Origin of the sequence: Streptomyces sp. NBC_00287, from assembly GCF_036173105.1 — a bacterium.
GTDB lineage: Bacteria > Actinomycetota > Actinomycetes > Streptomycetales > Streptomycetaceae > Streptomyces.
The window spans coordinates 2,468,680-2,494,235 of the sequence record NZ_CP108053.1; the positions used below are offsets into that span (position 1 = coordinate 2,468,680).

General features: G+C 70.8%; 24 protein-coding genes. 9 read left to right on the forward strand and 15 right to left on the reverse strand.

What is annotated here, in order from left to right; all coding sequences use genetic code 11:
• Positions 1-5 precede the first annotated feature (5 nt).
• From OHT76_RS11285 to OHT76_RS11310, 6 genes are all read right to left on the reverse strand, one after another.
• Positions 6-1,415, reverse strand: coding sequence for a lysine N(6)-hydroxylase/L-ornithine N(5)-oxygenase family protein (locus tag OHT76_RS11285; protein ID WP_328870639.1), 1,410 nt, complete (start codon positions 1,413-1,415; stop codon positions 6-8).
• A complete protein-coding gene (locus OHT76_RS11290; protein WP_328870640.1) occupies positions 1,412-2,782 on the reverse strand; it encodes a pyridoxal phosphate-dependent decarboxylase family protein in 1,371 nt (456 codons plus the stop codon). The genes OHT76_RS11285 and OHT76_RS11290 overlap by 4 nt, the downstream gene beginning before the upstream one ends.
• 132 nt (positions 2,783-2,914) lie before the next feature.
• Positions 2,915-5,398: an aminopeptidase N gene (gene pepN / locus OHT76_RS11295; protein ID WP_328870641.1), complete on the reverse strand. Its 2,484-nt coding sequence runs from the start codon at positions 5,396-5,398 to the stop codon at positions 2,915-2,917.
• Positions 5,399-5,454: 56 nt separating this feature from the next.
• Positions 5,455-5,988 (reverse strand): response regulator, encoded by a 534-nt coding sequence (locus OHT76_RS11300; RefSeq protein WP_328870642.1) that lies wholly within the window; start codon positions 5,986-5,988, stop codon positions 5,455-5,457.
• Between the two features lie 139 nt (positions 5,989-6,127).
• Entirely contained in the window at positions 6,128-6,478 is a 351-nt protein-coding gene (locus tag OHT76_RS11305) for a chorismate mutase (RefSeq protein ID WP_328870643.1), read from the reverse strand.
• Between the two features lie 11 nt (positions 6,479-6,489).
• Complete coding sequence (locus OHT76_RS11310) at positions 6,490-7,380, reverse strand: helix-turn-helix domain-containing protein (protein WP_328870644.1); 891 nt, start codon at positions 7,378-7,380, stop codon at positions 6,490-6,492.
• Positions 7,381-7,466: 86 nt separating this feature from the next.
• On the opposite strand from OHT76_RS11310, the gene OHT76_RS11315 reads away from it, so the two are divergent.
• Positions 7,467-9,206 carry a glycoside hydrolase family 35 protein gene (locus OHT76_RS11315; protein WP_328870645.1) on the forward strand — a complete coding sequence of 580 codons (1,740 nt, stop codon included), beginning with the start codon at positions 7,467-7,469 and terminating at the stop codon, positions 9,204-9,206.
• A 63-nt stretch (positions 9,207-9,269) separates the two neighbouring features.
• Here the strand turns inward: OHT76_RS11315 and OHT76_RS11320 are convergent, their stop codons facing one another.
• Positions 9,270-10,058: a S1 family peptidase gene (locus tag OHT76_RS11320; RefSeq protein WP_328870646.1), complete on the reverse strand. Its 789-nt coding sequence runs from the start codon at positions 10,056-10,058 to the stop codon at positions 9,270-9,272.
• A 174-nt stretch (positions 10,059-10,232) separates the two neighbouring features.
• Here OHT76_RS11320 and OHT76_RS11325 point away from each other — a divergent pair, with 174 nt between their 5' ends.
• Positions 10,233-11,114 (forward strand): hypothetical protein, encoded by an 882-nt coding sequence (locus OHT76_RS11325; RefSeq protein WP_328870647.1) that lies wholly within the window; start codon positions 10,233-10,235, stop codon positions 11,112-11,114.
• A 138-nt stretch (positions 11,115-11,252) separates the two neighbouring features.
• On the opposite strand, the gene OHT76_RS11330 is transcribed toward OHT76_RS11325, so the two are convergent.
• Together OHT76_RS11330 and OHT76_RS11335 are read right to left on the reverse strand one after the other, a co-directional pair.
• Positions 11,253-12,158: an SDR family oxidoreductase gene (locus tag OHT76_RS11330; protein ID WP_328870648.1), complete on the reverse strand. Its 906-nt coding sequence runs from the start codon at positions 12,156-12,158 to the stop codon at positions 11,253-11,255.
• Positions 12,159-12,193: 35 nt separating this feature from the next.
• Positions 12,194-12,934: an SDR family oxidoreductase gene (locus OHT76_RS11335; protein ID WP_328870649.1), complete on the reverse strand. Its 741-nt coding sequence runs from the start codon at positions 12,932-12,934 to the stop codon at positions 12,194-12,196.
• A 53-nt stretch (positions 12,935-12,987) separates the two neighbouring features.
• Here OHT76_RS11335 and OHT76_RS11340 point away from each other — a divergent pair, with 53 nt between their 5' ends.
• From OHT76_RS11340 to OHT76_RS11355, 4 genes are read left to right on the forward strand one after another with little or no spacing between them, the layout of a single operon-like run.
• Positions 12,988-13,740 (forward strand): enoyl-CoA hydratase family protein, encoded by a 753-nt coding sequence (locus tag OHT76_RS11340; RefSeq protein ID WP_328870650.1) that lies wholly within the window; start codon positions 12,988-12,990, stop codon positions 13,738-13,740.
• 1 nt (position 13,741) lies between these two features.
• Complete coding sequence (locus tag OHT76_RS11345; protein WP_328870651.1) at positions 13,742-14,551, forward strand: CoA transferase subunit A; 810 nt, start codon at positions 13,742-13,744, stop codon at positions 14,549-14,551.
• A complete protein-coding gene (locus OHT76_RS11350; RefSeq protein WP_328870652.1) occupies positions 14,548-15,264 on the forward strand; it encodes a CoA-transferase subunit beta in 717 nt (238 codons plus the stop codon). Before OHT76_RS11345 ends, OHT76_RS11350 begins: the two co-directional genes overlap by 4 nt.
• Positions 15,264-16,313: an NAD(P)H-dependent flavin oxidoreductase gene (locus OHT76_RS11355; protein ID WP_328870653.1), complete on the forward strand. Its 1,050-nt coding sequence runs from the start codon at positions 15,264-15,266 to the stop codon at positions 16,311-16,313. Before OHT76_RS11350 ends, OHT76_RS11355 begins: the two co-directional genes overlap by 1 nt.
• Here the strand turns inward: OHT76_RS11355 and OHT76_RS11360 are convergent.
• From OHT76_RS11360 to OHT76_RS11370, 3 genes are read right to left on the reverse strand one after another with little or no spacing between them, the layout of a single operon-like run.
• The gene (locus tag OHT76_RS11360) at positions 16,297-17,454 is read right to left on the reverse strand and encodes an acetyl-CoA C-acetyltransferase (RefSeq protein ID WP_328870654.1); all 1,158 of its coding nucleotides are present in this window, start codon (positions 17,452-17,454) and stop codon (positions 16,297-16,299) included. The two genes, OHT76_RS11355 and OHT76_RS11360, sit on opposite strands and share 17 nt — an antisense overlap.
• 26 nt (positions 17,455-17,480) lie before the next feature.
• Positions 17,481-18,092, reverse strand: coding sequence for a TetR/AcrR family transcriptional regulator (locus tag OHT76_RS11365; protein ID WP_328870655.1), 612 nt, complete (start codon positions 18,090-18,092; stop codon positions 17,481-17,483).
• A 15-nt stretch (positions 18,093-18,107) separates the two neighbouring features.
• Complete coding sequence (locus tag OHT76_RS11370) at positions 18,108-18,890, reverse strand: SDR family oxidoreductase (protein WP_328870656.1); 783 nt, start codon at positions 18,888-18,890, stop codon at positions 18,108-18,110.
• A 49-nt stretch (positions 18,891-18,939) separates the two neighbouring features.
• Here OHT76_RS11370 and OHT76_RS11375 point away from each other — a divergent pair, with 49 nt between their 5' ends.
• Together OHT76_RS11375 and OHT76_RS11380 are read left to right on the forward strand one after the other, a co-directional pair.
• A complete protein-coding gene (locus OHT76_RS11375; RefSeq protein ID WP_328870657.1) occupies positions 18,940-20,079 on the forward strand; it encodes an acyl-CoA dehydrogenase family protein in 1,140 nt (379 codons plus the stop codon).
• On the forward strand, positions 20,079-21,014 hold the full coding sequence (locus OHT76_RS11380) for an acyl-CoA dehydrogenase family protein (protein ID WP_328870658.1): 936 nt from the start codon (positions 20,079-20,081) through the stop codon (positions 21,012-21,014). Before OHT76_RS11375 ends, OHT76_RS11380 begins: the two co-directional genes overlap by 1 nt.
• Here the strand turns inward: OHT76_RS11380 and qcrB are convergent.
• Positions 20,989-22,644, reverse strand: coding sequence for a cytochrome bc1 complex cytochrome b subunit (gene qcrB, locus OHT76_RS11385; RefSeq protein WP_328870659.1), 1,656 nt, complete (start codon positions 22,642-22,644; stop codon positions 20,989-20,991). The two genes, OHT76_RS11380 and qcrB, sit on opposite strands and share 26 nt — an antisense overlap.
• 104 nt (positions 22,645-22,748) lie before the next feature.
• On the reverse strand, positions 22,749-23,477 hold the full coding sequence (locus OHT76_RS11390; RefSeq protein WP_328870660.1) for a vWA domain-containing protein: 729 nt from the start codon (positions 23,475-23,477) through the stop codon (positions 22,749-22,751).
• 146 nt (positions 23,478-23,623) lie between these two features.
• Between OHT76_RS11390 and OHT76_RS11395 the strand changes: the two genes are divergently transcribed.
• Entirely contained in the window at positions 23,624-24,535 is a 912-nt protein-coding gene (locus OHT76_RS11395) for a rhomboid family intramembrane serine protease (protein WP_328870661.1), read from the forward strand.
• A 17-nt stretch (positions 24,536-24,552) separates the two neighbouring features.
• On the opposite strand, the gene OHT76_RS11400 is transcribed toward OHT76_RS11395, so the two are convergent.
• Positions 24,553-25,554, reverse strand: coding sequence for a glycoside hydrolase family 113 (locus tag OHT76_RS11400; RefSeq protein ID WP_328870662.1), 1,002 nt, complete (start codon positions 25,552-25,554; stop codon positions 24,553-24,555).
• Positions 25,555-25,556: the final 2 nt, after the last annotated feature.

Sequence of the window (25,556 nt, forward strand, 5' to 3'; positions counted from 1 at the left end):
CAGCCTCAGATCCCGTCCAGGAGCGGTGTCAGTGCCTTCGGCCTGCGCGCGGGCGGGATCTGGGGCTTTTGTGTTTCCAGGCCGAAGGTGGTGAAGGCCGTGCGGGTGGGGAGGGGGTAGGGCTCCTTCTCCGTCACGGAGTTGAGGATCGTTGCGCTGCGCCAGGCGGCGAGGCCGAGGTCGGGGGTGCCGACGCCGTGGGTGTGGCGTTCGGCGTTCTGGACGTAGACGTTGCAGCCCGAGCCGGTGACGGAGGGGTCGAGGACGAGTCGGAAGTGTTCGTCCACGCGCGGGCGTTCGCGGCTGTCGCGGCGCAGATAGGGGTCGAGGCCGGCGAGGATGCGGTCGAGGGGGCGTTCGCGGTAGCCGGTGGCGAGGACGACGGCGTCGGTGGTGAGGCGGTCGCGGGTGTTCTGCTGGATGTGTTCCAGGTGCAGTTCGACCTTGGTGGTCGCGACCCGGCCCGCGGTGCGGACGCGGACGCCCGGGGTGAGGACGGTGTCCGGCCAACCGCCGTTCAGCGTACGGCGGTAGAGCTCGTCGTGGATGGCGGCGAGGGTGTCGGTGTCGATGCCCTTGTGGAGCTGCCACTGGGAGGTGACGAGGCGGTCGCGGACGGGTTCGGCGAGGGCGTGGAAGTAGCGGGTGTAGTCGGGGGTGAAGTGCTCCAGGCCGAGCTTGGAGTACTCCATGGGCGCGAAGGCCTCGGTACGGCCGATCCAGTGCAGCCGCTCGCGGCCTGCGGGGCGGGCGCGGAGCAGGTCGAGGAAGATCTCGGCGCCGGACTGTCCTGAGCCGACGATCGTGATGTGCTCGGCGGACAGCAGTTCCGCGCGGTGGTCGAGGTAGTCGGCGGCGTGGAACACGGGTACGCCGGGGGCCTCCACGAGGGGCCTGAGCGGATCGGGGACATACGGCTCGGTGCCGATGCCGAGGACGATGTTCCGGGTGTACGTACGGCCCAGCGCCTCGGCCTCCCCTTCGGGGTCGAGCTGGGTGAAGTCGACCTCGAACACATCCCGTTCGGGGTTGAAGCGCACGGCGTCGACCTGGTGGCCGAAGTGCAGCGCGGGGAGGTTCTCGGACACCCAGCGGCAGTAGGCGTCGTATTCGGCGCGCTGGATGTGGAAGCGCTCGGCGAAGTAGAAGGGGAAGAGCCGGTCCCGGCTTTTGAGGTGGTTGAGGAACGACCAGGGGCTCGCGGGGTCGACGAGGGTGACCAGGTCGGCGAGGAAGGGGACCTGGATGGTGGCGCCCTCGATCAGCAGGCCCGGGTGCCAGGCGAAGGCGGGGCGCTGGTCGTAGAAGACGGTGTCGAGTTCGGCGAGCGGGTGGGCGAGGGCGGCGAGGGAGAGGTTGAACGGGCCGATGCCGATGCCGACCAGGTCGCGGGGGGTGTCGGGGGTGGGGCTCATCGGGGGGTGGTTCCTTCCACGAGGTTCAGGAGGGCGGCCAGGTCGTCCGGGCGGGTGTGGGGGTTGAGGAGGGTGACCTTCAGCCACAGCCGGCCGTCGAGCCTTGCCCGGCCGATGACTGCGCGGCCGTCGGTGATGAGCCTTCGGCGTACGGCGGCGACCGTGTCGTCGGGCGCGGTGCGGGGGCGGAAGACGACCGTGCTGATGGTGGGGCGGTCGTAGAGCTCGAAGCGGGGGCTTTTGTCGACGAGGTCCGCGAACTCCGCCGCCCGCTCGCAGACTTGGTCGACGAGTCGTCCGATGCCCTTGCGGCCGAGCGTCCTGAGGGTGACCGCGATCTTCAGGATGTCCGGGCGGCGCGTGGTGCGCAGGGAGCGGGCGAGGAGGTCGGGGAGACCGGCCTCGGTGTCGTCGTCGGCGTTGAGGTAGTCGGCGTGCTGGTGGAGGGCGGTGAGGTCGTGCGGGTTCCGGACGGTGAGCAGTCCGGCGGCGACCGGCTGCCAGCCGAGCTTGTGCAGGTCGAGGGTGACGGTCGCGGCTGCGTCCAGGCCGGCGAGCTTGTGGCGGTGCCGGTCGCTGAAGAGGAGTCCGCCGCCGTAGGCCGCGTCGATGTGGAGGCGGGCGCCGTGTCGGGCGCAGAGTGCGGCGATCTCTGGGAGGGGGTCGATGAGGCCTGCGTCCGTGGTCCCCGCGGTGGCGGCTACGAGGTGCGGTCCCGGGAGGCGGGTGAGGGCCTCGTCCAGGGCTGCGGGGGCGGGGGTGCCGGAGGGGGCGGGGACGACCACGGGGTCGGGGAGGCCGAGGAGCCAGGCGGCTCGAGGGAGGGAGTGGTGGGCGTTGGCGGCGTGGATGAGGCGGATGCCTGGGTGGGTTTCTCGGGCCAGGAGGAGGGCTAGTTGGTTGGATTCGGTGCCGCCCGTGGTGACGAGGGCGTCCGGTGGGGTGCCGCCCCCGCCCGCAGCCAGCTCGGCAAGTTCGCGAGCTACCAGAACCTCCAGCTCCGATGCCGCCGGAGCCTGGTCCCAGGAGTCCAGGGAAGGGTTCAGGGCGCTTGCGGCCAGGTCGGCGGCTGTGGCTACCGCCAACGGTGGGCAGTGGAGGTGGGCCGCGCACAGAGGGTGTGCTGGGTCGGCCGAGCCTTCCGCCACGGCCCGGACCAGGGCGTACAGGGCGTCCGGGTCGCCCTCCTCCGGTAGTGGGTCGCCCAGGGCCGCCCGTACCCGTGCCGCTACCGTCTCCGGGCCGCCCGTCGGCAGCGGGCCCCCGCGGGCCCTGGTGCCGTCGCTCAGGGCGGTCAGGACCGTTTCGAGCAACGGGCCCAGGGCGGGTGGGCCTTCGGGTCCCGAGGCGAGGGGCGGCATGCTCATGGGGTCCAGCTTGTACGCCCATGAAGCGACGTGTCCGAAAAGCCCGGGGTTCGGAACCCGAAAGGGGGTACTTCCGTGCGGGGAAAACGTGTCGGAGGAGCTGAACGTGTCGGAGGCTGAACGTGTCGGAGGCTAAAGCTCCCGCACCCGCAACGCCCTCCCCAGATCGTCCAGTTGATCCACCAGCTTCCGGCGCAGCGCCGGGATCGGGTCCGCGTCGCGCAGACAGGTCTCGCCCAGGCTCAGGGTCTCGCCGTCCACCGCGTACGCCGGGAACGCCCAGCGCCCGACCGCGTCCGCGATCGCCGGGCCCCGGCGGGCCGCGACGGCGACCGCGTCCTCGTAGAAGCGCGGCACGTACTGCCGTACGAGATCGGCCTGTTCGGGCTGCCAGAAGCCCTGGGCCGTGGCGGTGAAGAGGTAGTTGGAGAGGTCGTCCGTGGCGAACATCGCGTCCCACGCGCGAGACTTCGCCTCCGCGTCCGGCAGCGCCGCCCGGCAACGCGCCGCGCCCTCCTGGCCCGTGGCGCTCGGGTCGCGCTCCAGCTCGGCGGCGATGGCGGCCTCGTCGGTCGCGCCGAGGACCGCGAGCCGGGACAGGATCCGCCAGCGCAGCTCGGGGTCGAGCTCGGGGCCGCCGGGCACCGTGCCGTCGGCGAGCCAGGCCGCGATGGACTCGGGGTGCGCGGTGACGTCGATGAGGTGGCGTACGGCGATCAGGCGCAGGCCGGGGTGGGAGCCGTCCTCGGTGCGGCGGATGAGGTCGCGGCACAGGGAGGAAAGAGTGGCCAGGGCCGCGGGGCGTTCCTCGGGGGCGAGGTAGCGGTCGGCGACCTGCGCCGCGGCGAAGCTCAGGACGCCCTGGACGAGGGCGAGGTCCGTCTCGTGCGGGAGGTGGGTGCGGGCCGTCTCCAGGTAGGCGGCGGCGGGGAGTTCGCCGTCCCGGACGGCGTCCCTGAGGGCGTTCCACACCACCGCGCGGGTCAGCGGCTCGGGCAGCCCGGACAGGGCCGTACGGACGCCCTCGAAGGACTCGGGGTCGAAGCGGACCTTGGCGTAGGAGAGGTCCCCGTCGTTGAGCAGGAGCAGCGTCGGACGCTTGCCGATGGGCTGCGGCTCGGCCCCCGGGACATCGAGATCCAGGCGCTCGCGCAGGACGAGGCGGCGGCCCTCGTCGGCGACGTCGAGGTCGTAGAGGCCGACGGCGATGCGGTGCGGGCGGCTGCCGGTGCGCTCGACCCGCAAGGTGTATGTGCCGTCGTCGCCGGGCGTCACGCGCGGGGTGAGGGTGTCGACGCCCGTGGTGCGCAGCCAGGCGTCCGCCCACGCGTGGACGTCGCGGTCGGTGTGGGCGGCGAGGGAGTCGATGAAGTCCGCGAGGGTGGCGTTGGCGAACTTGTGCCGGGTGAAGTGGGTGTTGATACCGGCGAGGAAGTCCTTCTCGCCGAGCCAGGCGACCAGTTGGCGCAGCGCGGAGGCGCCCTTGGCGTAGGAGATGCCGTCGAAGTTGAGCAGCGCGGAGGCCGTGTCGTGGACGGCCTCGGGGGCGACGGGGTGGGTGGACGGGCGCTGGTCGGCGTCGTAGCCCCAGCCCTTGCGGATGACTCCGAAGTCGGTCCAGGTGTCGGAGAAGCGGGTCGCCTCGGTGAGGGTCTGGTAGCCCATGTACTCGGCGAAGGACTCGTTCAGCCAGATGTCGTCCCACCAGCGCAGGGTGACGAGGTCGCCGAACCACATGTGGGCCATCTCGTGGGCGATGACCATGGCGCGGGTCTGCCGCTCGGCGTCGGTGACGGCGGAGCGGTAGACGAACTCGTCGCGGAAGGTGACGAGGCCCGGGTTCTCCATGGCGCCGGCGTTGAACTCCGGGACGAATGCCTGGTCGTAGGAGTCGAAGGGGTACGGCTCGTCGAACTTCTCGTGGTAGCGGTCGTAGCACTGCTTGGTGATCTCGAAGAGCTCGTCGGCCTCCGCGTCCAGGTGCGGGGCGAGTGAGCGGCGGCAGTGGATGCCGAAGGGCAGTCCGCGGTGTTCGATGGTGACCGAGTGCCAGGGTCCGGCGGCGACGGCCACGAGGTAGGTGGAGATCAACGGGGTCGGCGCGGCCTTCCAGACGCCGTCGGTGTGCTCGGTGATGCCGTTGGCGAGGACGGTCCAGCCCTCGGGGGCCGTGACGGAGAGCTCGAAGACGGACTTCAGGTCGGGCTGGTCGAAGGCCGTGAAGACGCGCTGCACGTCGTCCATGAACAGCTGGGTGTAGACGTACGTCTCGCCGTCGGTGGGGTCGGTGAAGCGGTGCATGCCCTCGCCGGTGCGCGAGTAGCGCATGGCGGCCTCGACGCGCAGTTCGTGCTCTCCGGCGGTGAGGTTCTTCAGGGGCAGCCGGTTGCCGTCCAGGGTCTCCGGGTCCAGGGGCTGTCCGTCGAGCGTGACCGAGCGCAGTTCCGCGGGCTTGACCTCGACGAAGGTGTCCGCGTCTGCGCGCGTAGCGAACCGGATGACGGTCCGGGAGTCGAAGGTCTCGTCCCCGGTGGTCAGGTCGAGTTCGATGGTGTAGCTGCGGACGTCGAGGAGCTGGGCACGGGTCTGCGCTTCGTCGCGCGTCAGTACGGACATGCAGGACATGCTGCCTGATGGCACTGACAACGCACAGAGGCGGATCGGTACGCGGCCTATGTCCGGTCCTGCGCCGGTCGGGCGCCGAAGGTGTCGCGCTGCGGCGGGACACGGGGTTCGGGATGCGGCAGCACGGGCTCACGGGTCTCGGGCTGACCCTTGACCAGGGCTCGCAGTTCGCGGACCTCCTGTTCCAGGGCGCGGTGGCGGCGGTGGGCGTCGTAGAGGTAGCGGACCTTGGTGCGTAACGCCCAGGGGTCGATGGGTTTCATCACGAGGTCGGCGACCCCCAATCCGAAGGCGGTGGAGGTCAGTTCCTGGTCCGGACCGAAGCCGGTCAGTAAAACGACCGGAATGTGCTGGGTCTGTTCCACGCGGCGCATGTAGCGCACCACGTCCAGTCCGCTGACGCCGGGCATGCGCACATCGAGCAGGAGGAGCCCGACCTTTCCGCGGAGCACCTGCTTGAGCGCCTCGTCGCCGGTGGTGGCGCGACTGAGCTGGTAGCCCAGGGGGGCCAGGGCGCTCTCCAGCGCGTACAGGGTGTCCTCATGGTCGTCGACGATGAGGATCTTGGCATCCGACGGCATGGCCCGACGTCCCTCCCGCGTGGGACAACCAGCTTATGTCCGTGACGCTGACGGGGTGTGCCCGTCGGCTGACAAGGAGTGCACAGCGCAGCATGCCCCGCGCGGGGCGCCGTGTCACCCCCGGGAGGGCGGGAGGTGGTCAGTTCGCCGTGGGCGCAGCGCCGTTGACGGCATCCTCGGCGATGCTCTCGTGGTGTCTGATCACCTCGGCGATGATGAAGTTCAGGAACTTCTCGGCGAAGGCCGGGTCGAGCTTGGCGTTCTCGGCGAGGGTGCGCAGCCGGGCGATCTGCCGGGCCTCGCGGTCCTGGTCGGCGGGCGGCAGCTGGTGGGCGGCCTTGAGGTGGCCGACCTGCTGGGTGCACTTGAAGCGCTCGGCGAGCATATGGACGACGGCCGCGTCGATGTTGTCGATGCTGTCGCGCAGCCGGGCGAGCTCCTCGCGGACGGCGGGGTCGACGTCACCGGTTCCGGTGTTGCTGGTGGTCATGGGCGACCACCCTACAAAGCCCGGGGTCGTTCGATCATCGGTGGATCGTCCGGGTCCGGGACGCGGTCGCTCCAGCCGCCGGGGACGGTGCGGCCCTGCTGGGCGCGGAAGCGGACGGGGGGCAGGCCGACGCGGCGGGTGAACAGGCGGGAGAAATAGGCCGGATCGTCGTATCCGACGCGACGGGCGACGGCCGCGACGGGCAGCTCGGTGCCGGCGAGGAGTTCCTTGGCGCGGCCCAGGCGGATGCCGAGCAGATAGTCCTTGGGGCTGCATCCGGCGCCGCGGCGGACGGCGGTGCGCAGTTCGGCGAGGGTCATACCGTGCCGGGCGGCGTGCTCGGCGACCGTCATCGGGGTGCAGGCGTCCCGCGCGAGGGCCTTGAGGACCTGGTCGCCGTCGGGGGCGAGGTCGGCGCGGGCGCGGCGCAGGGCGACGAGGAGTTCATGGACGGCGGCCGCGGTCTCGACCTCCAGCAGCGGGTTGTCGCGGCGGGCGGCACGCGCGATCCGGGCGATGACCCCGCGTGGGGCGGCGGCGTCCGAAAGGGGCACCACAGGGCGGTCCGGTTCGATGTAGCCGAGTTCGGTGTACGTCGTGGTCGCGGGCCCGGTGAAGTCGACGAACCCCTCGTCCCAGCCGGTGGCGGGGTCGGGGGCGTAGTGGTGCGGGACGCCGGGGGTGAGCCACAGCAGGGCGGGCGCGGTGACGGCGGTACGGCGGCCGTCGGGGCCGCGGTACCAGCCGCCGCCGGCGCTGATGACGACGGCGACATGGTGGTCGAGGGTGCGCGGGCCGACGGTGGGCAGGGCACCGTACTGGAGGCCGACGCCGAGGCAGACCAGGCCCAGACGGTGATGGACGGGGCCGGGCGTGAAGAAGCGCATCCAGGTGTGGTACATCGGCGCTCTCCCGCGTTCACTTACGTCCAATCAGCGCCGATCTTTGTCCATGGAGCTGATCGCCGCCAGGGGGTGAGGGTGGCGGCATGAACGACTTCACCGTGGGGGACACCGAGTTTCTGCTGGACGGGCGGCCGGTACGGCTACTGTCCGGCGCGCTGCACTACTTCCGGGTGCACGAGGCCCAGTGGGGCCACCGTCTGGCGATGCTGCGGGCGATGGGCCTCAACTGCGTCGAGACGTACGTGCCGTGGAATCTGCACGAGCCCCGGCCGGGCGAGTTCCGGGACGTGGCCGCGCTCGGCCGCTTCCTGGACGCGGCCCGGGAGGCGGGGCTGTGGGCGATCGTGCGGCCGGGCCCGTACATCTGCGCCGAGTGGGAGAACGGCGGGCTGCCGCACTGGGTGCCCGGCCACGCACGCACGCGTGACGAGCGTTTTCTCCGCCCCGTGCAGGACTGGTTCCGTCAACTGCTGCCCGGCATCGTGTCCCGGCAGGTGGACCGGGGCGGCCCGGTGATCATGGTCCAGGTCGAGAACGAGTACGGCAGCTACGGCTCGGACGCGACGTACCTGCGGTGGCTGGCCGAGCTGCTGCGCGCGGAGGGCGTCACGGTCCCGCTGTTCACCTCGGACGGCCCGGAGGACCACATGCTGACCGGCGGCTCGGTCCCGGGGGTTCTGGCCACCGTGAACTTCGGCTCCGACGCGCGGGAGGCGTTCCGGACGCTGCGGCGGCACCAGCCGGGGGGTCCGCTGATGTGCATGGAGTTCTGGTGCGGCTGGTTCGACCACTGGGGCGCCGAACACGTCGTACGGGACCCTGAGGACGCCGCCGCGGTCCTGCGGGAGATCCTGGAGTGCGGGGCCTCGGTCAACGTGTACATGGCGCACGGCGGCACCAGTTTCGCCGGCTGGGCGGGTGCCAACCGGGGCGGCGGCGAGCTGCACGACGGGCCGCTGGAGCCCGACGTGACGTCCTACGACTACGACGCGCCGATCGACGAGGCCGGGCGGCCCACGGCGAAGTTCTGGGCCCTCCGCGAGGTCCTCGCCGAGTACACCGAGGGACCGCTCCCCGAGCCCCCTCCCCCGCCGGCCTCGCTGGCCGCCCCGGCCGAGGCCCGCCTGACCGGCTGGACGCCCCTGGACGCCGTACTGGAGGCGCGTGGGGGTGCGGAGGTGTCCGGGCCCGTCCCGCCGACATTCGAGGAGCTGGGCGTCGACCGGGGCGTGGTGCGGTACGAGGTGACCGTGCCGGGGCCGCGGCAGCCGTATCCGCTGATCGCGCGCGGGCTGCGGGACATCGCGGTGGTGTACGTCGACGGGGAGCGGGCCGGGGTGCTCACCGAGGAGGACGAGCGGCTCAAGGAGCCCGTCGCCGGGCACGCGCGTGTGGAGCTGTGGGTGGAGTCCCTGGGGCGGGTCAACTACGGGCCGCGCTGCGGGGAGGCCAAGGGGATCACCGGGGGGATCCTGCACGAGCGGCAGTATCTGCACGACGTACGCGCGCGTGGGCTGCGGCTCGACGACCTGGACGACGTGTCGGACGTGCCGTTCCAGGGGCTCGACGGCGGGACGGGGGCGCCGGGGCTGTACCGGGGCTCGGTGACCGTCCGGGGTGCCGGGGACGCGCTGCTGGAACTGCCCGGCTGGACACGGGGGTTCGTGTGGGTGAACGGCTTCGATCTCGGCCGGTACTGGTCGGCGGGACCGCAGCGGGCGCTGTTCGTGCCGGGTCCTGTGCTGCGCGAGGGGGAGAACGAGGTGTGGGTGCTGGAGTTCGAGAACGCTGCGGCTCAGGCGCCCGTCCTGAGAAGCGCCTGAAGTGAGCCGCACGCCCTCCCTGACGGTGAGGGCGTGCGGCTCACGCCGTGCACGGCCGCGTGCCTACAGGGCCGACGCGGCCCGGGCTATGTCGGCGGCGAACGTGTTCACCTGGGTGTAGACGCCGGGCACACCCGCGCGGGCGCAGCCGTCGCCCCAGCTGACGATGCCGACCTGGATCCACTTGCCGGCGTCGTCCTTGCGGAACATCGGGCCGCCGGAGTCACCCTGGCAGGTGTCGACGGCGCCGCGCGTCCAGCCGGCGCACAGCTCCTCCTTGGCCACCAGACGGTTGCCGTAGTGACGCTTGCACACGCGGTCGGCGACGAACGGCACGGTGGCCTTCCGCAGCTTGGTGGTGCCGGTGCCGGCGCCCTCGCGGGTGTCGCCCCAGCCCGCGATCGTGAACATGCCGCGGTTGTAGCGTTCGGTGGTGGCGATCTTGATCGTGGGCTTGTCGATCGGCTTGGCGAGCTTGATCAGCGCCCAGTCCTTGCCGGTGCCGTCGTAGCCCGGGGCCATCTTGACCTTGGTCGACTTGACCTTGATCGCCGCGGAGGAGTTGAGGTCATTGACCCCCGCGGTGACGGTGATGCTCGTGTTGTTGCCGGAGCCGTCCATGCAGTGGGCGGCGGTCAGGACGATGTCCTTCTTGTAGAGCGCCCCGCCGCAGCCCATCGAGAGGTGGACCATGAAGGGGAACTCGTTCTGCGCCGCGGGCGTTCCACCGACGACGCGGGTGTCCGCGGCCTGGGCGGAGCTCAGGGGCTGGAGGGAGGCGACCGCGAGGGCGACGGCACTGAGCGCCGCGGCTCTCTTGACCAGGGTCAGGCCGCCGCTTCTCTTGGGCATGTTATGGGTCAACGCATGTCCTTTCGTGGGGGGTTGGGCGGCCCGCAGTATGAAGATCAAGGAGGGGGCATGACAAGGACGGATCTCACGTACCCGGGATGGAACCCGAGCGGGGAAATATCCCTCACATCCCCGTAGAGTGGATTCGGGTTCAGGCGTCTTGGGGGTTCGGACGTGGCGAACGGCGGACCGGTCGAGCACGGCTACCCACACCTGGAGACGGTGCGGGCGGCGATCACCGCGCTGTACAAGCGGTTGTCGTACGACACGATTCAGACGTTCGCGAGCAGTGTCGTCCCCGCGGATGTGGCCTTCTGCGACACCGATGATCTGTATCTAGGGACGCAGCGGGTGGCTCGGGAGCTGGTGCGGCACTATCGGCTGCCGGACGCGCGGATCATCGTGAGCTTTCGTGAGATGACGCATGCGGCGAATGTCGAACTCGCCGCGGGGCCCGAGTACTTCGTGGAGCTGAACGACCGGTTCCGGACGCATCGGCGGGATATCGGGGCGGCGCTGGCGCACGAGATCATGCATGTGTATCTGCACCGGCTGGATCTGTCGTTTCCGGGCACGCGGGACAACGAGATCCTCACGGACACGGCGACGACGTATCTGGGCGCCGGGTGGTTGCTGCTGGACGCGTACCGGGAGGACGGGGCGTCTTCGCAGAAGCTGGGATATCTGACGCCGGAGGAGTTCGGGTATGTCCTCGCCAAGCGGGCGCTGGTCTTCGGGGAGGATCCCTCGGTGTGGTTCACCAGTCCGCAGGCGTACACGGCATACGGCAAGGGGATGGTGGAGGCTCGGCGGGACGAGCAGCAGCCGCCGTTGACTGCGGCGGGGTGGGCTGGGCGGCGGCGGTATGCACGGGATCGGCGGCATGGGGGTGGGGGGCCGGGGCCGGGGGCGCCGTACACGTTCAGTCCGGATGGTGGGGGGCTGCGGGTGTCGTTTCCTTGCCCTACGTGTCATCAGCGGATTCGGGTGCCGGTCAAGGGGCGGGTGCGGGCGCGGTGTGGGTTGTGCCGGACGGTGCTGGAATGCGACACGTAGGGTTTTCGCCCCCGCCGCCCCTACCCGTCCCATCCCTGGGGGCTGCCGCCCCCAGACCCCCGCTTCGGCCTGAACGGCCTCGTCCTCAAACGCCGGACGGGCTGAAAAGCCGGGCCTTGTCCTCAAGCGCCCGACGGGCTAAGAGCCGTACACCGGCCCCGGCTCCTCCGACTCCCCCAGCAGCTTCAGCGCCGTCTCTCCCGCCTCGCCCGCACCCCACCGCGCCCCCTTGTCCGCGCTCGGGCCCCTTCTCCAGCCCTGCATCACCGTGATGCGGCCGGCCTCTGCCTCGAAGACACGTCCGGTCACTCCCGTGCTCGCCGCTGAGCCCAGCCAGACGACCAGTGGGGAGACGTTCTCCGGGGCCATCGCGTCGAAGCCGGACTTCGGGGCTGCCATGGTGGTGGCGAAGGTCTGCTCCGTCATCCTCGTCCTGGCCGCCGGGGCAACCGCGTTGACCTGGACTCCGTAGCGGGACAGTTCGGCCGCCGCCACCAGTGTCAGCGCCACGATTCCCGCCTTCGCCGCGCTGTAGTTGCCCTGACCGACCGCACCCAACAGGCCTGCGCCGCTGCTGGTGTTGACGATCCTGGCCGTCGGGGTGCGGCCCGCCTTCGTCTCCGTGCGCCAGTGGGCCGCCGCATGCTTCAGGGGGAGGAAGTGGCCCTTCAAGTGGACGCGCATCACGGCGTCCCACTCGTCCTCGGAGAGGTTCACCAGCATCCGGTCCCGAAGGAACCCGGCATTGTTGACCAGCGTGTCCAGACGGCCGTACGCCTCCAAGGCCGTACGGATCAGTGACGCCGCGCCCTCCGTCGTCGCTACGTCACCGCCGTGGGCCACCGCCTCGCCGCCCGCCGAGCAGATCTCCTCGACGACGCGTGCCGCCGGGCTGTCGGGGTCCGCCGTGCCGTCGAGGCCGACGCCGAGGTCGTTCACCACCACCCTCGCCCCCTCCGCCGCGAAGGCAAGCGCGTGGGCACGGCCGAGGCCCCGGCCCGCACCGGTGACGACGACGACCCGTCCGTCGCAGATTCCGGTCATCTCAGCCCTCCCTGTTGGCAGTTGCCGCGCTCATCTCACGCCTCCTTGTTGACAGTTGCCGCATCCAGAAACGCAGGCCGCTCCCCACCGCCATGCACCTGCAGGCTCGCCCCGGTGACATACGCGGCCGCGTCCGAGGCCAAGAAGACCGCCGCCGCGCCCACATCCGCGGGCTCGGCCAGGCGGCCCAGCGGGACCGTCCTCGACACCGCCGCGACACCCTCCTCGCCGCCGTAGTGCAGGTGCGCCAACTCGGTGCGGACCATCCCGACCACCAGCGTGTTGACGCGGACCTCCGGCGCCCACTCCACCGCCATCGAGCGGGCCAGGCTCTCCAGTCCCGCCTTCGCCGCCCCGTACGCCGCCGAACCCGGCGAGGGCCGGCCGCCGCTCACGCTGCCGATCATCACCACGCTCCCCCGGGCCCGCCGCAGCAGCCCGTACGCGGCGAGCGAGACCATCAACGGCGCGGTCAGGTTCAGTTCCAGCACGCGCGCGTGCCGCTCCGCGTCCGCCTCGGTCAGGAGCCGGTACGGGGTGCCGCCCGCGTTGTTCACGAGGACGTCGAGACGGGGGAGGCCGGAGAAGAAGCGGCTCACCGATGCCGGGTCCCGTACATCCAGAGACCTGAACTCGGCGCCCTCGCACGGCACTTCCGGCGCCCGACGCGCCCCCACCACCACCTCCGCCCCCGCCTCCACGAAGGCCCGGGCGATCCCGGCGCCGACGCCCCGCGTGCCGCCGGTGACGACGGCGAGCTTCCCGTTCAGCTCCATCCGCTGCTACCTTCCACCTAACAAACGTTAGGTGGAAGGTAGCTGATGCGCCCATGAGTGTCTCCACCTCGTCCCCGGAAAAGGGGATCCGCGTCGTCACGGTCGACCACCCGCCCGTCAACGCCCTCCCGGTGACCGGCTGGTTCGCGCTGGCCGACGCCGTCCGCACGGCCGGACGCGATCCGGAGGTGCGGTGTGTGGTGCTGGCCGCCGAGGGGCGCGGCTTCAACGCGGGCGTGGACATCAAGGAAATCCAGGGCCGCGGGCGGGCCGCGCTCATCGGTGCCAACCGCGGCTGTTTCGAGGCCTTTTCGGCCGTGTACGAGTGCGAGGTCCCCGTGGTGGCGGCGGTGCAGGGTTTCTGTCTCGGAGGCGGCATCGGTCTGGTCGGGAACGCCGACGCGATCGTCGCGAGCGAGGACGCCACCTTCGGGCTCCCCGAGCTGGACCGGGGAGCCCTGGGGGCCGCCACCCACCTCGCCCGGCTCGTCCCCCAACACCTCATGCGCGCCCTGTACTTCACCTCGCGCACAGCCACCGCCGCCGAACTGCACACGCACGGCTCAGTGTGGCGGGTGGTGCCGCGGGAGCAACTCCAGGAGGCCGCTCTGGAGTTGGCCGGGGATGTCGCCGCCAAGGACGGGGAGCTGCTCCGCCTCGCCAAAGCGGCCATCAACGGCATCGATCCCGTGGACGTCCGCCGCAGCTACCGCTTCGAGCAGGGCTTCACCTACGAGGCGAGCGTGAGCGGTGTCGGCGACCGGGTCCGGGACACCTTCGGCGCCCCGAGCCAGGACGGTGACTGATGTGACCGACAAGACGATGACCCCCGAAGAAGCCGTCTCCCGGCTCACCAGCGGCATGACCGTCGGCATCGGCGGCTGGGGCTCCCGCCGTAAACCGATGGCCCTCGTGCGAGCACTGCTCCGTTCCGAGATCACCGATCTCACGATCGTCTCCTTCGGCGGCCCCGACGTCGGCATGCTCGCCGCCGCCGGACGTGTCCGAAAGCTCGTCGCCCCCTTCGTCACCCTCGACTCCATCCCCCTCGAACCCCACTACCGCGCGGCCCGCGAGCGCGGCGCCCTCGAACTCACCGAGATCGACGAGGCGATGTTCCTGTGGGGCCTGCGCGCCGCCGCCAACCGGCTGCCCTTCCTCCCGGTGCGCGCCGGACTCGGCTCGGACGTGATGCGGGTCAACCCCGGACTGCGCACCGTGACTTCGCCGTACGACGACGGCGAGACGTTCGTCGCCATGCCCGCGCTGCGGCTCGACGCGGCCCTGGTGCACGTCAATCGCGCGGACCGGCGGGGCAACGGCCAGTATCTGGGCCCCGACCCGTACTTCGACGACCTCTTCTGCGAGGCGGCCGACACCGCGTATGTCTCCTGCGAGCGCATCGTCGACACCGCCGAGCTGACCAAGGAGGGCCCGCCCCAGACGCTGCTGATCAAACGGCACACCGTCACCGGCGTGATCGAGGCCCCGAACGGCGCCCACTTCACCTCCTGCGCCCCGGACTACGGCCGCGACGAGGCCGTACAGCGGGAGTACGCGACCACGCCCTGGCCGGAGTTCGCCGAGCGGTATCTCAAGGACGGGAGGACGGCATGACCGCCACCCGCGCCGAGTACTGCGTCATCGCCTGTGCCGAGGCCTGGCGCGGTGCGGGCGAGGTCCTCGCGAGCCCCATGGGCCTGATCCCCTCCGTCGGCGCCCGACTCGCCCGGCTGACGTTCGCCCCCGACCTGCTGCTCACCGACGGCGAGGCGATGCTCGTCCGCCCGGACGGCACGGTGGAGGGCTGGCTGCCGTACCGGCAGCACCTCACGCTGGTCACGGGCGGGAAGCGGCACGTGATGATGGGCGCGAGCCAGATCGACCGTTTCGGCAACCAGAACATCTCCTGCATCGGGGACTGGGCCAGGCCCAATCGGCAGCTTCTCGGCGTGCGGGGCGCGCCGGTCAACACCCTCAACAACCCGACCAGTTACTGGATCCCCCGGCACTCCCGACGCGTCTTCGTCGAGCGCGTCGACATGGTCTGCGGAGTGGGCTACGACCATGCCGCCGGCGCCCGGTACCACCACATCCCCCGTGTCGTCTCCGACCTCGGCGTCTTCGACTTCGACACCCCCGACCGCTCGATGCGGCTGGTCTCGCTGCATCCCGGGGTGAGCGTCGAGGAGGTCCAGGAGGCGACCGGCTTCACGCTGACGGTCGCGGACGACGTGCCGTACACCCGCGACCCCACCCCCGAGGAACTGCGCCTGATCCGCGAGGAGATCGATCCGGAGAACACCCGCGCGCGGGAGGTGGACCGCTGATGCAGACCGCGCTGACCCGGCTGGTCGGGGTCCGGTACCCGCTCGTGCAGACCGGGATGGGCTGGGTGGCCGGCCCCCGCCTGGTCTCCGCGACGGCGAACGCGGGCGCGCTCGGCATCCTGGCCTCCGCCACGATGACCGTCGACCGGCTGCGCGAGGCGATCCGCGAGGTCAAGTCCCGTACGGACGCCCCGTTCGGGGTCAATCTCCGCGCGGACGCGACGGACGCGGGCGACCGCGTACAGCTGATCATCGACGAAGGCGTACGCGTCGCCTCCTTCGCCCTTGCGCCGTCCCCCGAGCTGATCGCCGAGCTGAAAGAAGCGGGCGTGGTCGTGATCCCGACCGTCGGCGCCCGGCGGCATGCCGAGAAGGTCGCGGGCTGGGGCGCGGACGCGGTGATCGTGCAGGGTGGGGAGGGCGGCGGGCACACCGGCGAGGTGGCTACGACGGTGCTGTTGCCGCAGGTGGTGGATGCGGTACGGATCCCGGTGGTGGCAGCGGGCGGCTTCTTCGACGGACGCGGACTGGTCGCCGCTCTGGCCTACGGGGCGGCGGGCATCGCCATGGGCACCCGCTTCCTGCTGACCTCGGACTCGACGGTCCCGGACACGGTGAAGGCACGGTATCTGGCGGCGACGGTCCGGGACGTCACGGTCACCACGGCGGTCGACGGCCTGCCGCACCGCATGCTCCGTACGGAACTGGTGGAGTCCCTGGAGCGCTCCGGTCGTACGAAGGCCCTGTTCCAGGCCGTACAACGGGCCGCGGGCTTCCGGCGCCTGTCGGGGCTGACCTGGCGCCGGATGCTCCAGGACGGCCGGGCGCTCCGCCACGGCAAGAACCTCACCTGGAGCCAGCTCCTGCTCGCCGCGAACACCCCGATGCTGCTCAAGGCGTCGATGGTGGACGGGCGTACGGATCTGGGGGTGATGGCGTCCGGGCAGGTCGCCGGGGTGATCGACGACCTGCCGGCGTGCGAGGACTTGGTGGAACGGATCATGAAGGAGGCCGAGGAGGCGTGCCGGCGTCTCACAGCCTCTCAATGATCGTCACGTTGGCCTGCCCCCCGCCCTCGCACATCGTCTGGAGCCCGAACCGGCCGCCGGTGCGCTCCAATTCGTGCAGCAGGGTCGTCATGAGCCGCACACCTGTGGCCCCCAGCGGATGACCCAGGGCGATGGCGCCGCCGTTCACGTTGACCCTCTCGGAGTCCGCGCCGGTTTCCTTCAGCCAGGCCAGGACCACCGGCGCGAAGGCCTCGTTGATCTCCACGAGGTCGATGGCGTCGATCGACAGGCCGGTCTTCTTCAGGGCGTGCGCGGTGGCCGGTATGGGCGCGGTGAGCATCCGGATGGGGTCCTCGCCGCGCACCGAGAGATGGTGCACGCGCGCGCGTGGCGTGAGCCCGTGCTCGCGCACCGCCCGCTCCGAGGCGAGCAGCATGGCCGCCGCACCGTCGGAGACCTGGGAGGAGCAGGCGGCGGTGATCGTGCCGCCGTCCACGACCGGCTTCAGCGCGGCCATCTTCTCCAGCGAGGTGTCCCGGCGCGGCCCCTCGTCGGCCACGACATCGCCGTAGGCCACCAGCTCGCGCTCGAAGCGCCCCTCGTCGATCGCCCGGACCGCCCGCTCGTGCGAGCGCAGCGCGAACTCCTCCTGGTCGCGCCTGCTGATCCCCCACTTCGCGGCGATCATCTCGGCGCCGACGAACTGGTTCACCGGCTTCGTCCCGTACCGCGCCCGCCAGCCCTCGCTGCCCGCGAAGGGGCCCTGGGTCAGCCCGAGCGGCTCGGCGGCCTGCCGGGTGGCGTAGGCGATCGGGATCATCGACATGTTCTGCACCCCGCCGGCCACGACCAGGTCCTGGGTACCCGAGAGCACGGCCTGGGCGGCGAAGTGCACAGCCTGCTGGGAGGAGCCGCACTGGCGGTCCACGGTCACCCCGGGCACCTCCTCCGGCAGTCCCGCCGCCAGCCAGCAGGTCCGCGCGATGTCCCCGGCCTGCGGCCCGACCGCGTCCAGGCACCCGAACACGACGTCCTCGACGGCCGCCGGATCGACGCCCGTACGAGCCACCAGCTCCTTCAGCACCCGCGCGCCGAGGTCGGCCGGATGCACCTGGCCGAGCCCTCCCCCGCGCCGCCCCACGGGCGTACGGACCGCTTCGACGATATAGGCCTCGGCCATGGCAACTCCCCAGACTCCCCATTGAGTTACATGCGTACGGCGATCCCGTCCAGCACCATCGACAGGTACTGCCGGGCGATCTCCTCCGGGCTGTGGTGTCCGCCGGGCCGGTACCAGGACGCGGCGACCCACACCGTGTCCCGGACGAACCGGTAGGTGAGCCGGACGTCGAGGTCGGCCCGGAACACCTCGGCCGCAACTCCGCGCTCCAGCGTGGACAGCCACGCCTTCTCGAATCTGCGCTGGGACTCGGCGAGGAACGCGAACCGCTCCTGCGCCACCAGCTGTCTGCTCTCCTTCTGGTAGATCGCGACGGCGGCGCGGTGCCGGTCGATCTCCCGGAACGACTCGATGACCAGCGCTTCCAGGGTCTCCCGCGGCCCCAGCTCGGCGCCGAGAACGGTGTCGTAGCCGTCCCACAGCTCGTCGAGGAAGGTGCGCAGGATCTCCTCCAGCATCGACTCCTTGGAGTCGAAGTGGTAGTAGAGGCTGCCCGCGAGCATGCCCGCGTGGTCCGCGATCTTGCGTACGGTGGTGGCGTTGTAGCCCTGCTCGGCGAAGACCTCGGCGGCGGTGTCGAGGAGTTCGCGGCGCCTGGCGGGGGCGGCGGTCACCTGGGGCTTCTTCTTGGTCGGCACGGATCCATTCTCGTCCTACGCGTGCTGGCTGCTGACGGAGACGACCTCTCCGGTCAGGTACGAGGAGTAGCCGGACGCCAGGAACACGATCACGTTGGCCACCTCCCAGGGCTCGGCGTACCGCCCCAAGGCCTCCCGCGCGGTGAGCTCCTCCAGGAGTTCGGGGGAGGTCACCTTCGCCAGGTGCGGATGCATGGCGAGGCTCGGTGCCACGGCGTTGACCCGCACCCCGTACTCGACGGCCTCGATCGCCGCGCATCGGGTCAGCGCCATCACCCCCGCCTTCGCGGCGGCGTAGTGCGCCTGCCCGGCCTGTGCGCGCCAGCCCAGCACGGAGGCGTTGTTGACGATCACCCCGCCGCTCTCCCGCATCCGGCGCAGGGCGGCCCGGGTGCACCGGAAGGTGCCGTTGAGCGTCACGTCGAGCACCCTCGACCACTGCTCGTCGGTCATGTCGACGAGGGCCGAAGTCCCGCCGAGCCCGGCGTTGTTGACGACCACGTCCAGCCGCCCGTGCTCCTGAACGGCCGTGTCGAAGAGGGCCGTCACCTGGGCCTCCTCGGTGACGTCACAGGCGAGGGCCGTCACCGCTCCCGGGAACTCCCGGCCCAGCTCGGCCTCGCACTCCTTGAGCCGCCGCGCGTGCGCATCGCTGATCAGCACCCGCGCGCCCTCCTCCAGGAACCGGCGCGCGGTGGCCCCGCCGATCCCGGCGCCCGCGGCAGCCGTGATGACGGCGGTACGGCCCTTCAGCATCCCGTGCCCCGGTACGTACGCCGGGCTCTCGACGCCTGTCATAGGGGCACGCTAACCTACCAAACACTTGTTAGGGAAGGAGCGGCGGCCGATGGATCTCACGTTCACCGAGGAAGAGACGGCGCTGCGCGCGGAGGCACGGGCCTGGCTGCACGCGCATGTGCCGGCCGATCCGCTGCCGTCCCTGGAGACGGAGGAGGGCTTCGCGGCGCACCGCGCGTGGGAGGCCGAATTGGCCGGGGACCGCTGGTCGGTGGTCAACTGGCCGAGGGAGTACGGCGGTCGGGGGGCCTCCCTCATCCAGTGGCTGCTGTTCGAGGAGGAGTACTACGCGGCGGGTGCGCCGGGCCGGGTCGGCCAGAATGGTATCCATCTGCTCGCTCCGACCCTGTTCGACTACGGCACCGAGGAACAGCGCGCGCGGGTGCTGCCGCCGATGGCCTCCGGAGAGGTGGTGTGGGCGCAGGCCTGGTCGGAGCCGGAGGCGGGGTCGGATCTGGCGTCCCTGCGATCGAGGGCCACGCGCACGCGTGGCGGCTGGCTGCTGTCCGGTCAGAAGACCTGGTCGTCCCGGGCCGCCTTCGCGGACCGCGCGTTCGGCCTGTTCCGCAGCGAACCGGACACCGAGAAGCCCTACCAGGGGCTGACATACCTGATGTTCGACCTGCACGCACCCGGCGTCACGGTCCGCCCGATCCGCCGACTGGACGCGAAACCCGCCTTCGCCGAACTGTTCCTGGACGAGGTGTTCGTGCCGGACGAGGACATGATCGGCGAGCCGGGGCAGGGCTGGCGGATCGCGATGTCGACGGCAGGGAACGAACGGGGGCTGATGCTGCGTTCGCCGGGACGGTTCCTGGCGAGCGCGGAGCGACTGCGTCGGCTGTGGGCCGAAAAGGGCAGCCCGGAAAGCACAAAGGCCCACGTCGCCGACGCCCTCATCGGCGCCCGCGCCTACCAGCTCTTCACCTACGCCGCCGCCTCCCGCTTCCTCGACGGCGAGCGGATCGGCCCCGAGTCCAGCCTGAACAAGGTCTTCTGGTCGCAGTACGACATCGCACTGCACGAGACGGCGCTCGATCTCCTCGGGGAGGAGGGCGAGTTGGCGGACACGGACTGGGCCGAGCGCTATGTCTTCGCCCTCGCGGGTCCGATCTACGCCGGTACGAACGAGATCCAGCGGGACATCATCGCCGAACGGCTGCTGGGCCTGCCGAAGGGACGGCGCTGATGCGGTTCCTGCTCGACATCGAACAGCGGGCGTTCAGAGACTCCCTGGACGCGATGCTGGGCGCCGCGGACACTCCGGCCGTCGTACGGGACTGGAGCCGGGGCGAGCACGCGCGCGGGCGTGCGCTGTGGGGCCGTATCGCCGAGGCGGGGGTGTTCGGACTCGCGGTGCCGGAGGCGTACGGCGGATTCGGTCTCCGGCCTGTCGAACTCGCCCTCGCCTTCGTGGAGTTGGGCCGCCATGCCGTCCCCGGCCCGCTCGTCGAGACCGTCACGGCGGCCGTCCTGCTCATGGAGCCCAAGGAGCTGGTCTCCGGCGAGACCATGGCGACGGTGGCCTACGGCAGCCCCTACGCCCTCGACGGCGACGCGGCCACCGTCCGCCTCACCCTCACCCCCGACGGCCTGTTCCGCTCCCCCGGACACGGCCCCGTGCGCCCGTCGATCGATCCCGCTCGCCGCCTCACCGCCCTGGAGAAAGGGGAACTCCTCACCTCCGCCCCGCCCATCGAACGCGCCCTGGCCCTGGCCCGTCTCACCACCGCCGCCCAAGCGCTCGGCGTAGGGCTGACCCTGCTCGACAAGACCGTCGCCCACGTCAAGCAGCGCACTCAGTTCGGCGCCCCCATAGGCTCGTTCCAAGCCGTCAAGCATCAACTCGCCGACGCGAAGATCGCCCTGGAGTTCGCCCGCCCCCTCGTCCTCGGCGCCGCCCTCACTCTGGCCCCTGAGGACATCGCCGCCGCCAAGGTGGCGGCCTGTGAGGCGGCGTACGCCACCGCGCGTACCGCACTCCAACTGCACGGCGCGATCGGCTACACGGCGGAGTGCGATCTGTCGCTCTGGCTGACCAAGGCCCGTGCCCTGCGCACCGCCTGGGGCGGCCCGGACGAGTGCCGGGCCGTTGTGCTCAGTGGTGGTGATCGCCGCTGGTGAGCTCTCGGTACTCCTCGGCCGTCGGCTTCGGGATCTGGGTGTCGGGCCCGAACATGGCCCGGGACAGCCGGGCCCGCAGCCGCTCCGAATGCTTCACCCGGCGCCGCACACCGCCCGCGTCGACGACCGGACCGAGCTCGTACGGCGGGTTCTGCTCGTGCTGGGTGAGCGTGAACAGCTCCATCTGCGTGATGGGTTCGTGGACCTCGGTGAACTCGCCGTTGTGCTGCCGTTTGATGGTGCCGGTCTCCCTGCCGTGCAGCACCTTGTTCCGGTCGCGGTGCTGGAGACCGATACAGATCCGCTTGGTGATGCTGAACGCGACGACCGGCACCACGAAGGCGGCGATCCGTACGAACCACGTGATGTCGTTGATGGACAGATGCAGATGCGTGGCCACGATGTCGTTGCCGCCGCCGATCAGCAGCACCATGTACAGGCTGAGCCAGGCCACGCCGAGTCCGGTGCGCACGGGTACGTTGCGCGGCCGGTCCAGGATGTGGTGCTCGCGCTTGTCGCCGGTGATCCACGCCTCGATGAAGGGATACACGCCGATGGCGAGCATGACCAGCGGGAACAGCGAGAAGGGAATGAACACGCCCAGCACCAGGGTGTGACCCCAGGCGTTGATCTCCCATCCCGGCATCACCCGGATCAGCCCCTCGGAGAAGCCCAGGTACCAGTCGGGTTGCGCACCGGTGGTCACCAGGTCCGGGCGGTACGGCCCGAAGGCCCATACGGGATTGATGCTGGCGATGCCGCCCAGGAGGGTCAGCACCCCGAACACAAGGAAGAAGAAGCCGCCCGCCTTGGCCATGTAGACCGGCAGCAGGGGCATGCCGACCACCGACTTGTTGTCCCTGCCGGGCCCCGGATACTGCGTGTGCTTGTGGTAGAAGACCAGCGTCAGATGGACGACGACCAGCCCCAGCATGATCCCGGGCAGCAGCAGGACGTGGATCGGGTAAAGCCTCGAGATGATGTCATGGCCCGGGAACTCCCCGCCGAAGAGGAAGAACGCCAGATACGTCCCGACGATCGGGACGGACAGGATCGCGCCCTGGGCGAAGCGGAGGCCGGTGCCGGACAGCAGGTCGTCGGGGAGTGAGTAGCCGGTCAGGCCGGTGATGATGGCGAGCATCAGCAGCGTCCAGCCGAACACCCAGTTGAGTTCGCGCGGCTTGCGGAACGCGCCGGTGAAGAACACCCGCATCATGTGCACGAACATGCCGGCGACGAAGACCAGCGCCGCCCAGTGGTGGATCTGCCGGACCAGCAGCCCGCCGCGCACATCGAAGCTGATGTCGAGGGTGGACTCGTAGGCCCTGGTCATGAGGACGCCGTTGAGGGGCTCGTAGGAGCCGTGGTAGACGACCTCGACGCCGCTCGGCTCGAAGAACAGGGTGAGATAGACGCCTGTGAGGATCAGGACGATGAAGCTGTAGAGGGCGATCTCGCCCAGCAGGAAGGACGGGTGGTCCGGGAAGAGCTTGCGCATGTTGGCCTTGGCCAGCCCGTAGAGCCCGAGCCGCCCGTCGGCCCAGTCGGCGAGCTTCTCGCCCTTGCCGGGAGCCTTCCTGCGGGAGCGGGCGGGCCGGGCCGCCGCGTCCACCGATCGTGCGCCGTCCATGCGTCGTCGCCTCCCCGTCGGATCTCACTCAGCGTGGCACGGCGGTCAGGGCTGGGCCATAGGTGCGAGCAGACGGGTGAGCGTTTCGGTCACCGAGGAGCGGTTCAAGCGCGCGGCGCGACGATCCCCTGCGCCCGCGCCGCCACCAGCCACTTCGGGAACTCCGCCACCAGGCGGTCGTAGAGCTCCGCGTCGGAGACCTTGCGCGGGTCCGAACCCGCGTGGAAGAAACCGGCGTTGTCGACGACCCGCTTGTCCGGCACGGACAGCTCGTCCAGCTTGCGCAGATAGTCGAACTGCTTGCTGGAGGCGTCCCCGAAGCCGATGAACTGCCAGAACAGCGGCAGCCGGGCCGCCTTGCACAGATACCGTTCCGCGGCGAGCTTGTTGATCGGGCCGCCGTCCGTCTGGAAGACCACGAGGGCGGGTTCGCGGGAGCCGCTGTCGAGGTAGTGGTCGATGACCGCGTCCATGGCGAGGTGGTAGCTGGTCTTGCCCATGTGCCCGAGCCCGGCCACGATCCGCTCGATCCGCCCCTGGTGGTCGGCGAGGGCGATATCGGTCTCGGCGTCGACGTCCGTGGAGAAGAACACCACCGGCACCCGGCCGTCGTCGTCGAGATGCGCGGAGAGCCCGAGCACCCGGTCGGCGAGCGCCTGCACACTGCCGTCCTTGTAGTACGGCTTCATCGAACCGGAGTAGTCGACCACCAGATAGACCGCGGCCCGCAGTCCGTCGAGACCGTGCTTGGTGAGTGACACCCCGGCGCTCTTGTACAGGCTGACCAGCGCGGGCGCGGTCTCCTCCACCTTGCTGAGACTGATCGCCGCCATTCGGCTCCCCCTTGACTCGACCGACTGGCTGCCGAGATTACGTCACACCTGACCCGCCTCTCTCGGCATCCACAGGCGTTCGCTATTTTGTTCGCCGCCGTCCCCACCGGCTCACCGACCGCCCCATTGCCTTTCGAGGAGCCGGCTTGGAACCCGAGTCCACCGTCACGACCTGCTACCGCCATCCCGCGGTGGAGTCGTACGTCCGCTGCACCCGCTGCGAGCGGTACATCTGCCCGGACTGCATGCGCGACGCGGCCGTCGGCCACCAGTGCGTCGAGTGCGTACGGGAGGGCGCGAAGTCGATGCGGCAGGCACGCACGGTCGTCGGCGGCCGGATCTCACGGACGCCGGTGGTGACGTATGCCCTGATCGCACTCAACGCGCTGGCGTATCTGGCCGAGGTGGTGCGGCCCGAGATCGTCGAGCGGTTCTCCCTGGTCGGGGCCCGGCTGCTGGGGCCGGACGGCGCTTATTACGTGTACCAGTCCGGGTATCCGGCCGGCTACGAGGCCGAGGGGCTGGTCGCCGGGGAGTGGGAGCGGCTGATCACCAGCGCGTTTCTGCATCTGGAGCCGACCGAGGGCACGTTCGGGCTGCTGCATGTGGTGATGAACATGTTCTCGCTGTGGACGCTCGGCCGGGTGGTGGAGCCCATGCTCGGGCGCTGGCGCTATCTGGCGCTGTACCTCCTCTCCGCGCTCGGCGGTTCGGTCTTCGCCCTGCTGCTGGACGACCCCGGGTACTCCACGCTGGGCGCCTCCGGCGCGATCTTCGGTCTGGGCGCCGCGTACTACGTCGTGGCCCGCCGGATCGGCGCCGACATGCGCGCCGTCAACCGCTTCATCGGCTTCCTGCTCCTCTGGCTCCTGGTCTCCGCGGGCCTGACGTCCTGGCAGGGCCACCTCGGCGGCCTCCTCACCGGCGGGCTGGTGGCGCTGGCGTACGCCTATGTGCCGCGCGGGCCGCGCCGGACCCTGATCCAGACGGTGGCCTGCGTGGCGGTGCTGGCGCTGTTGGTGCTGGTGGCCGTGGTCCGGGTCGCGGGCCTCGAGTAGGCCTCGCTGAGCGGGCATCAAGTACCCCACTTCTCCCGCAGCACCTCCTCCGCCGGCTTCCCGTGCGGCGTGTACGCCAGCCTCGCCGGTGTCTCCGCGCTGTCCGGCCAGTCGTCCCACATCCACCAGCAGACGCCGGCCCACCAGCGGCGGCCGGTGAAGGTGTCCAGCAACGCCCGGTAGGCGGCGGCCTGTTCGGCGTCGCCCGGGCGGGTGCTGACCGTCCAGTCGTACGGGGCTGTAGTCGTCCCGCGCTGGCTGACGTAACCCGCCTCGGTGAACAGGATGCGGCGGCCCTGCTCGCGGGAGTAGGCGGCGAGCCGTTCGCCGATCGGCTCCCAGGCCTTGCGGAGCCGGTCGCCGGACTGGGTCGGGCGTTTCGAGAGCGGCCAGTACGCGTCGATGCCGATCAGGTCGAGCTGCTTCCAGAAGCCCACCTTCCGGTACTCGTCGTAGTTCGCGGCGTACGTGAGCGTCCCGTCGTAGCGCTCGCGCACCGCGTCGACGACCTCGCTCCATTCCGTGCGATGCCCGGAGACGCCCGCGAGTTCGGTGCCGACGGCGAACTGCTCGGCGTCCGTCGCCGCGGCGAGGTCGGCGTAGTGGGTGATGAAGCGCCGGTACGAGGTGAACCATGCGGCGCGGTCGCGGGGGCGGATCTCGGCGCGGTCACCGTCGCCGGGCAGATCGACATGGGGTTTGATCATCACCTTCAGGCCGTGCGCGTGCGCCCGCCGCACGATTCGCCTCAGGCCCGCGTCGCTCGCCGTCTCCTCGGTGGGCCGCAGCACCGAGTCGCTCCTGCGCTGCTGGTACCAGGTGGGGGTGAAGGTGACCCAGCCCGCCCCGGTGGCCCTGATGTCCCGCAGATAGCGGTCGGCGGCGGGGCTGTCGTAGTCGGTGCGGTACCAGGAGGGCAGGGTGATGCCCCGGATCACGGGCGCCTCCTCGCGCTCCGGTGTACAGCCGCCGACGGCGAGGAGGACCGCCGTCAGTGCGACGGCGGTCCTCCCCCTCACTG

Bases quoted from the DNA above. Each gene is read 5' to 3' on its own strand.
- OHT76_RS11350 (WP_328870652.1), top strand. From the start codon at position 14,548: ATGACCGCCACCCGCGCCGAGTACTGCGTCATCGCCTGTGCCGAGGCC.
- OHT76_RS11330 (WP_328870648.1), bottom strand. From the start codon at position 12,158: ATGACCGGAATCTGCGACGGACGGGTCGTCGTCGTCACCGGTGCGGGC.
- OHT76_RS11335 (WP_328870649.1), bottom strand. From the start codon at position 12,934: ATGGAGCTGAACGGGAAGCTCGCCGTCGTCACCGGCGGCACGCGGGGC.
- OHT76_RS11375 (WP_328870657.1), top strand. From the start codon at position 18,940: ATGGATCTCACGTTCACCGAGGAAGAGACGGCGCTGCGCGCGGAGGCA.
- OHT76_RS11310 (WP_328870644.1), bottom strand. From the start codon at position 7,380: ATGTACCACACCTGGATGCGCTTCTTCACGCCCGGCCCCGTCCATCAC.
- OHT76_RS11320 (WP_328870646.1), bottom strand. From the start codon at position 10,058: ATGCCCAAGAGAAGCGGCGGCCTGACCCTGGTCAAGAGAGCCGCGGCG.
- OHT76_RS11305 (WP_328870643.1), bottom strand. From the start codon at position 6,478: ATGACCACCAGCAACACCGGAACCGGTGACGTCGACCCCGCCGTCCGC.
- OHT76_RS11290 (WP_328870640.1), bottom strand. From the start codon at position 2,782: ATGAGCATGCCGCCCCTCGCCTCGGGACCCGAAGGCCCACCCGCCCTG.
- OHT76_RS11300 (WP_328870642.1), bottom strand. From the start codon at position 5,988: ATGCCGTCGGATGCCAAGATCCTCATCGTCGACGACCATGAGGACACC.
- OHT76_RS11285 (WP_328870639.1), bottom strand. From the start codon at position 1,415: ATGAGCCCCACCCCCGACACCCCCCGCGACCTGGTCGGCATCGGCATC.
- OHT76_RS11390 (WP_328870660.1), bottom strand. From the start codon at position 23,477: ATGGCGGCGATCAGTCTCAGCAAGGTGGAGGAGACCGCGCCCGCGCTG.
- OHT76_RS11340 (WP_328870650.1), top strand. From the start codon at position 12,988: ATGAGTGTCTCCACCTCGTCCCCGGAAAAGGGGATCCGCGTCGTCACG.
- OHT76_RS11315 (WP_328870645.1), top strand. From the start codon at position 7,467: ATGAACGACTTCACCGTGGGGGACACCGAGTTTCTGCTGGACGGGCGG.
- pepN (WP_328870641.1), bottom strand. From the start codon at position 5,398: ATGTCCGTACTGACGCGCGACGAAGCGCAGACCCGTGCCCAGCTCCTC.
- OHT76_RS11360 (WP_328870654.1), bottom strand. From the start codon at position 17,454: ATGGCCGAGGCCTATATCGTCGAAGCGGTCCGTACGCCCGTGGGGCGG.
- OHT76_RS11355 (WP_328870653.1), top strand. From the start codon at position 15,264: ATGCAGACCGCGCTGACCCGGCTGGTCGGGGTCCGGTACCCGCTCGTG.
- OHT76_RS11380 (WP_328870658.1), top strand. From the start codon at position 20,079: ATGCGGTTCCTGCTCGACATCGAACAGCGGGCGTTCAGAGACTCCCTG.
- qcrB (WP_328870659.1), bottom strand. From the start codon at position 22,644: ATGGACGGCGCACGATCGGTGGACGCGGCGGCCCGGCCCGCCCGCTCC.
- OHT76_RS11370 (WP_328870656.1), bottom strand. From the start codon at position 18,890: ATGACAGGCGTCGAGAGCCCGGCGTACGTACCGGGGCACGGGATGCTG.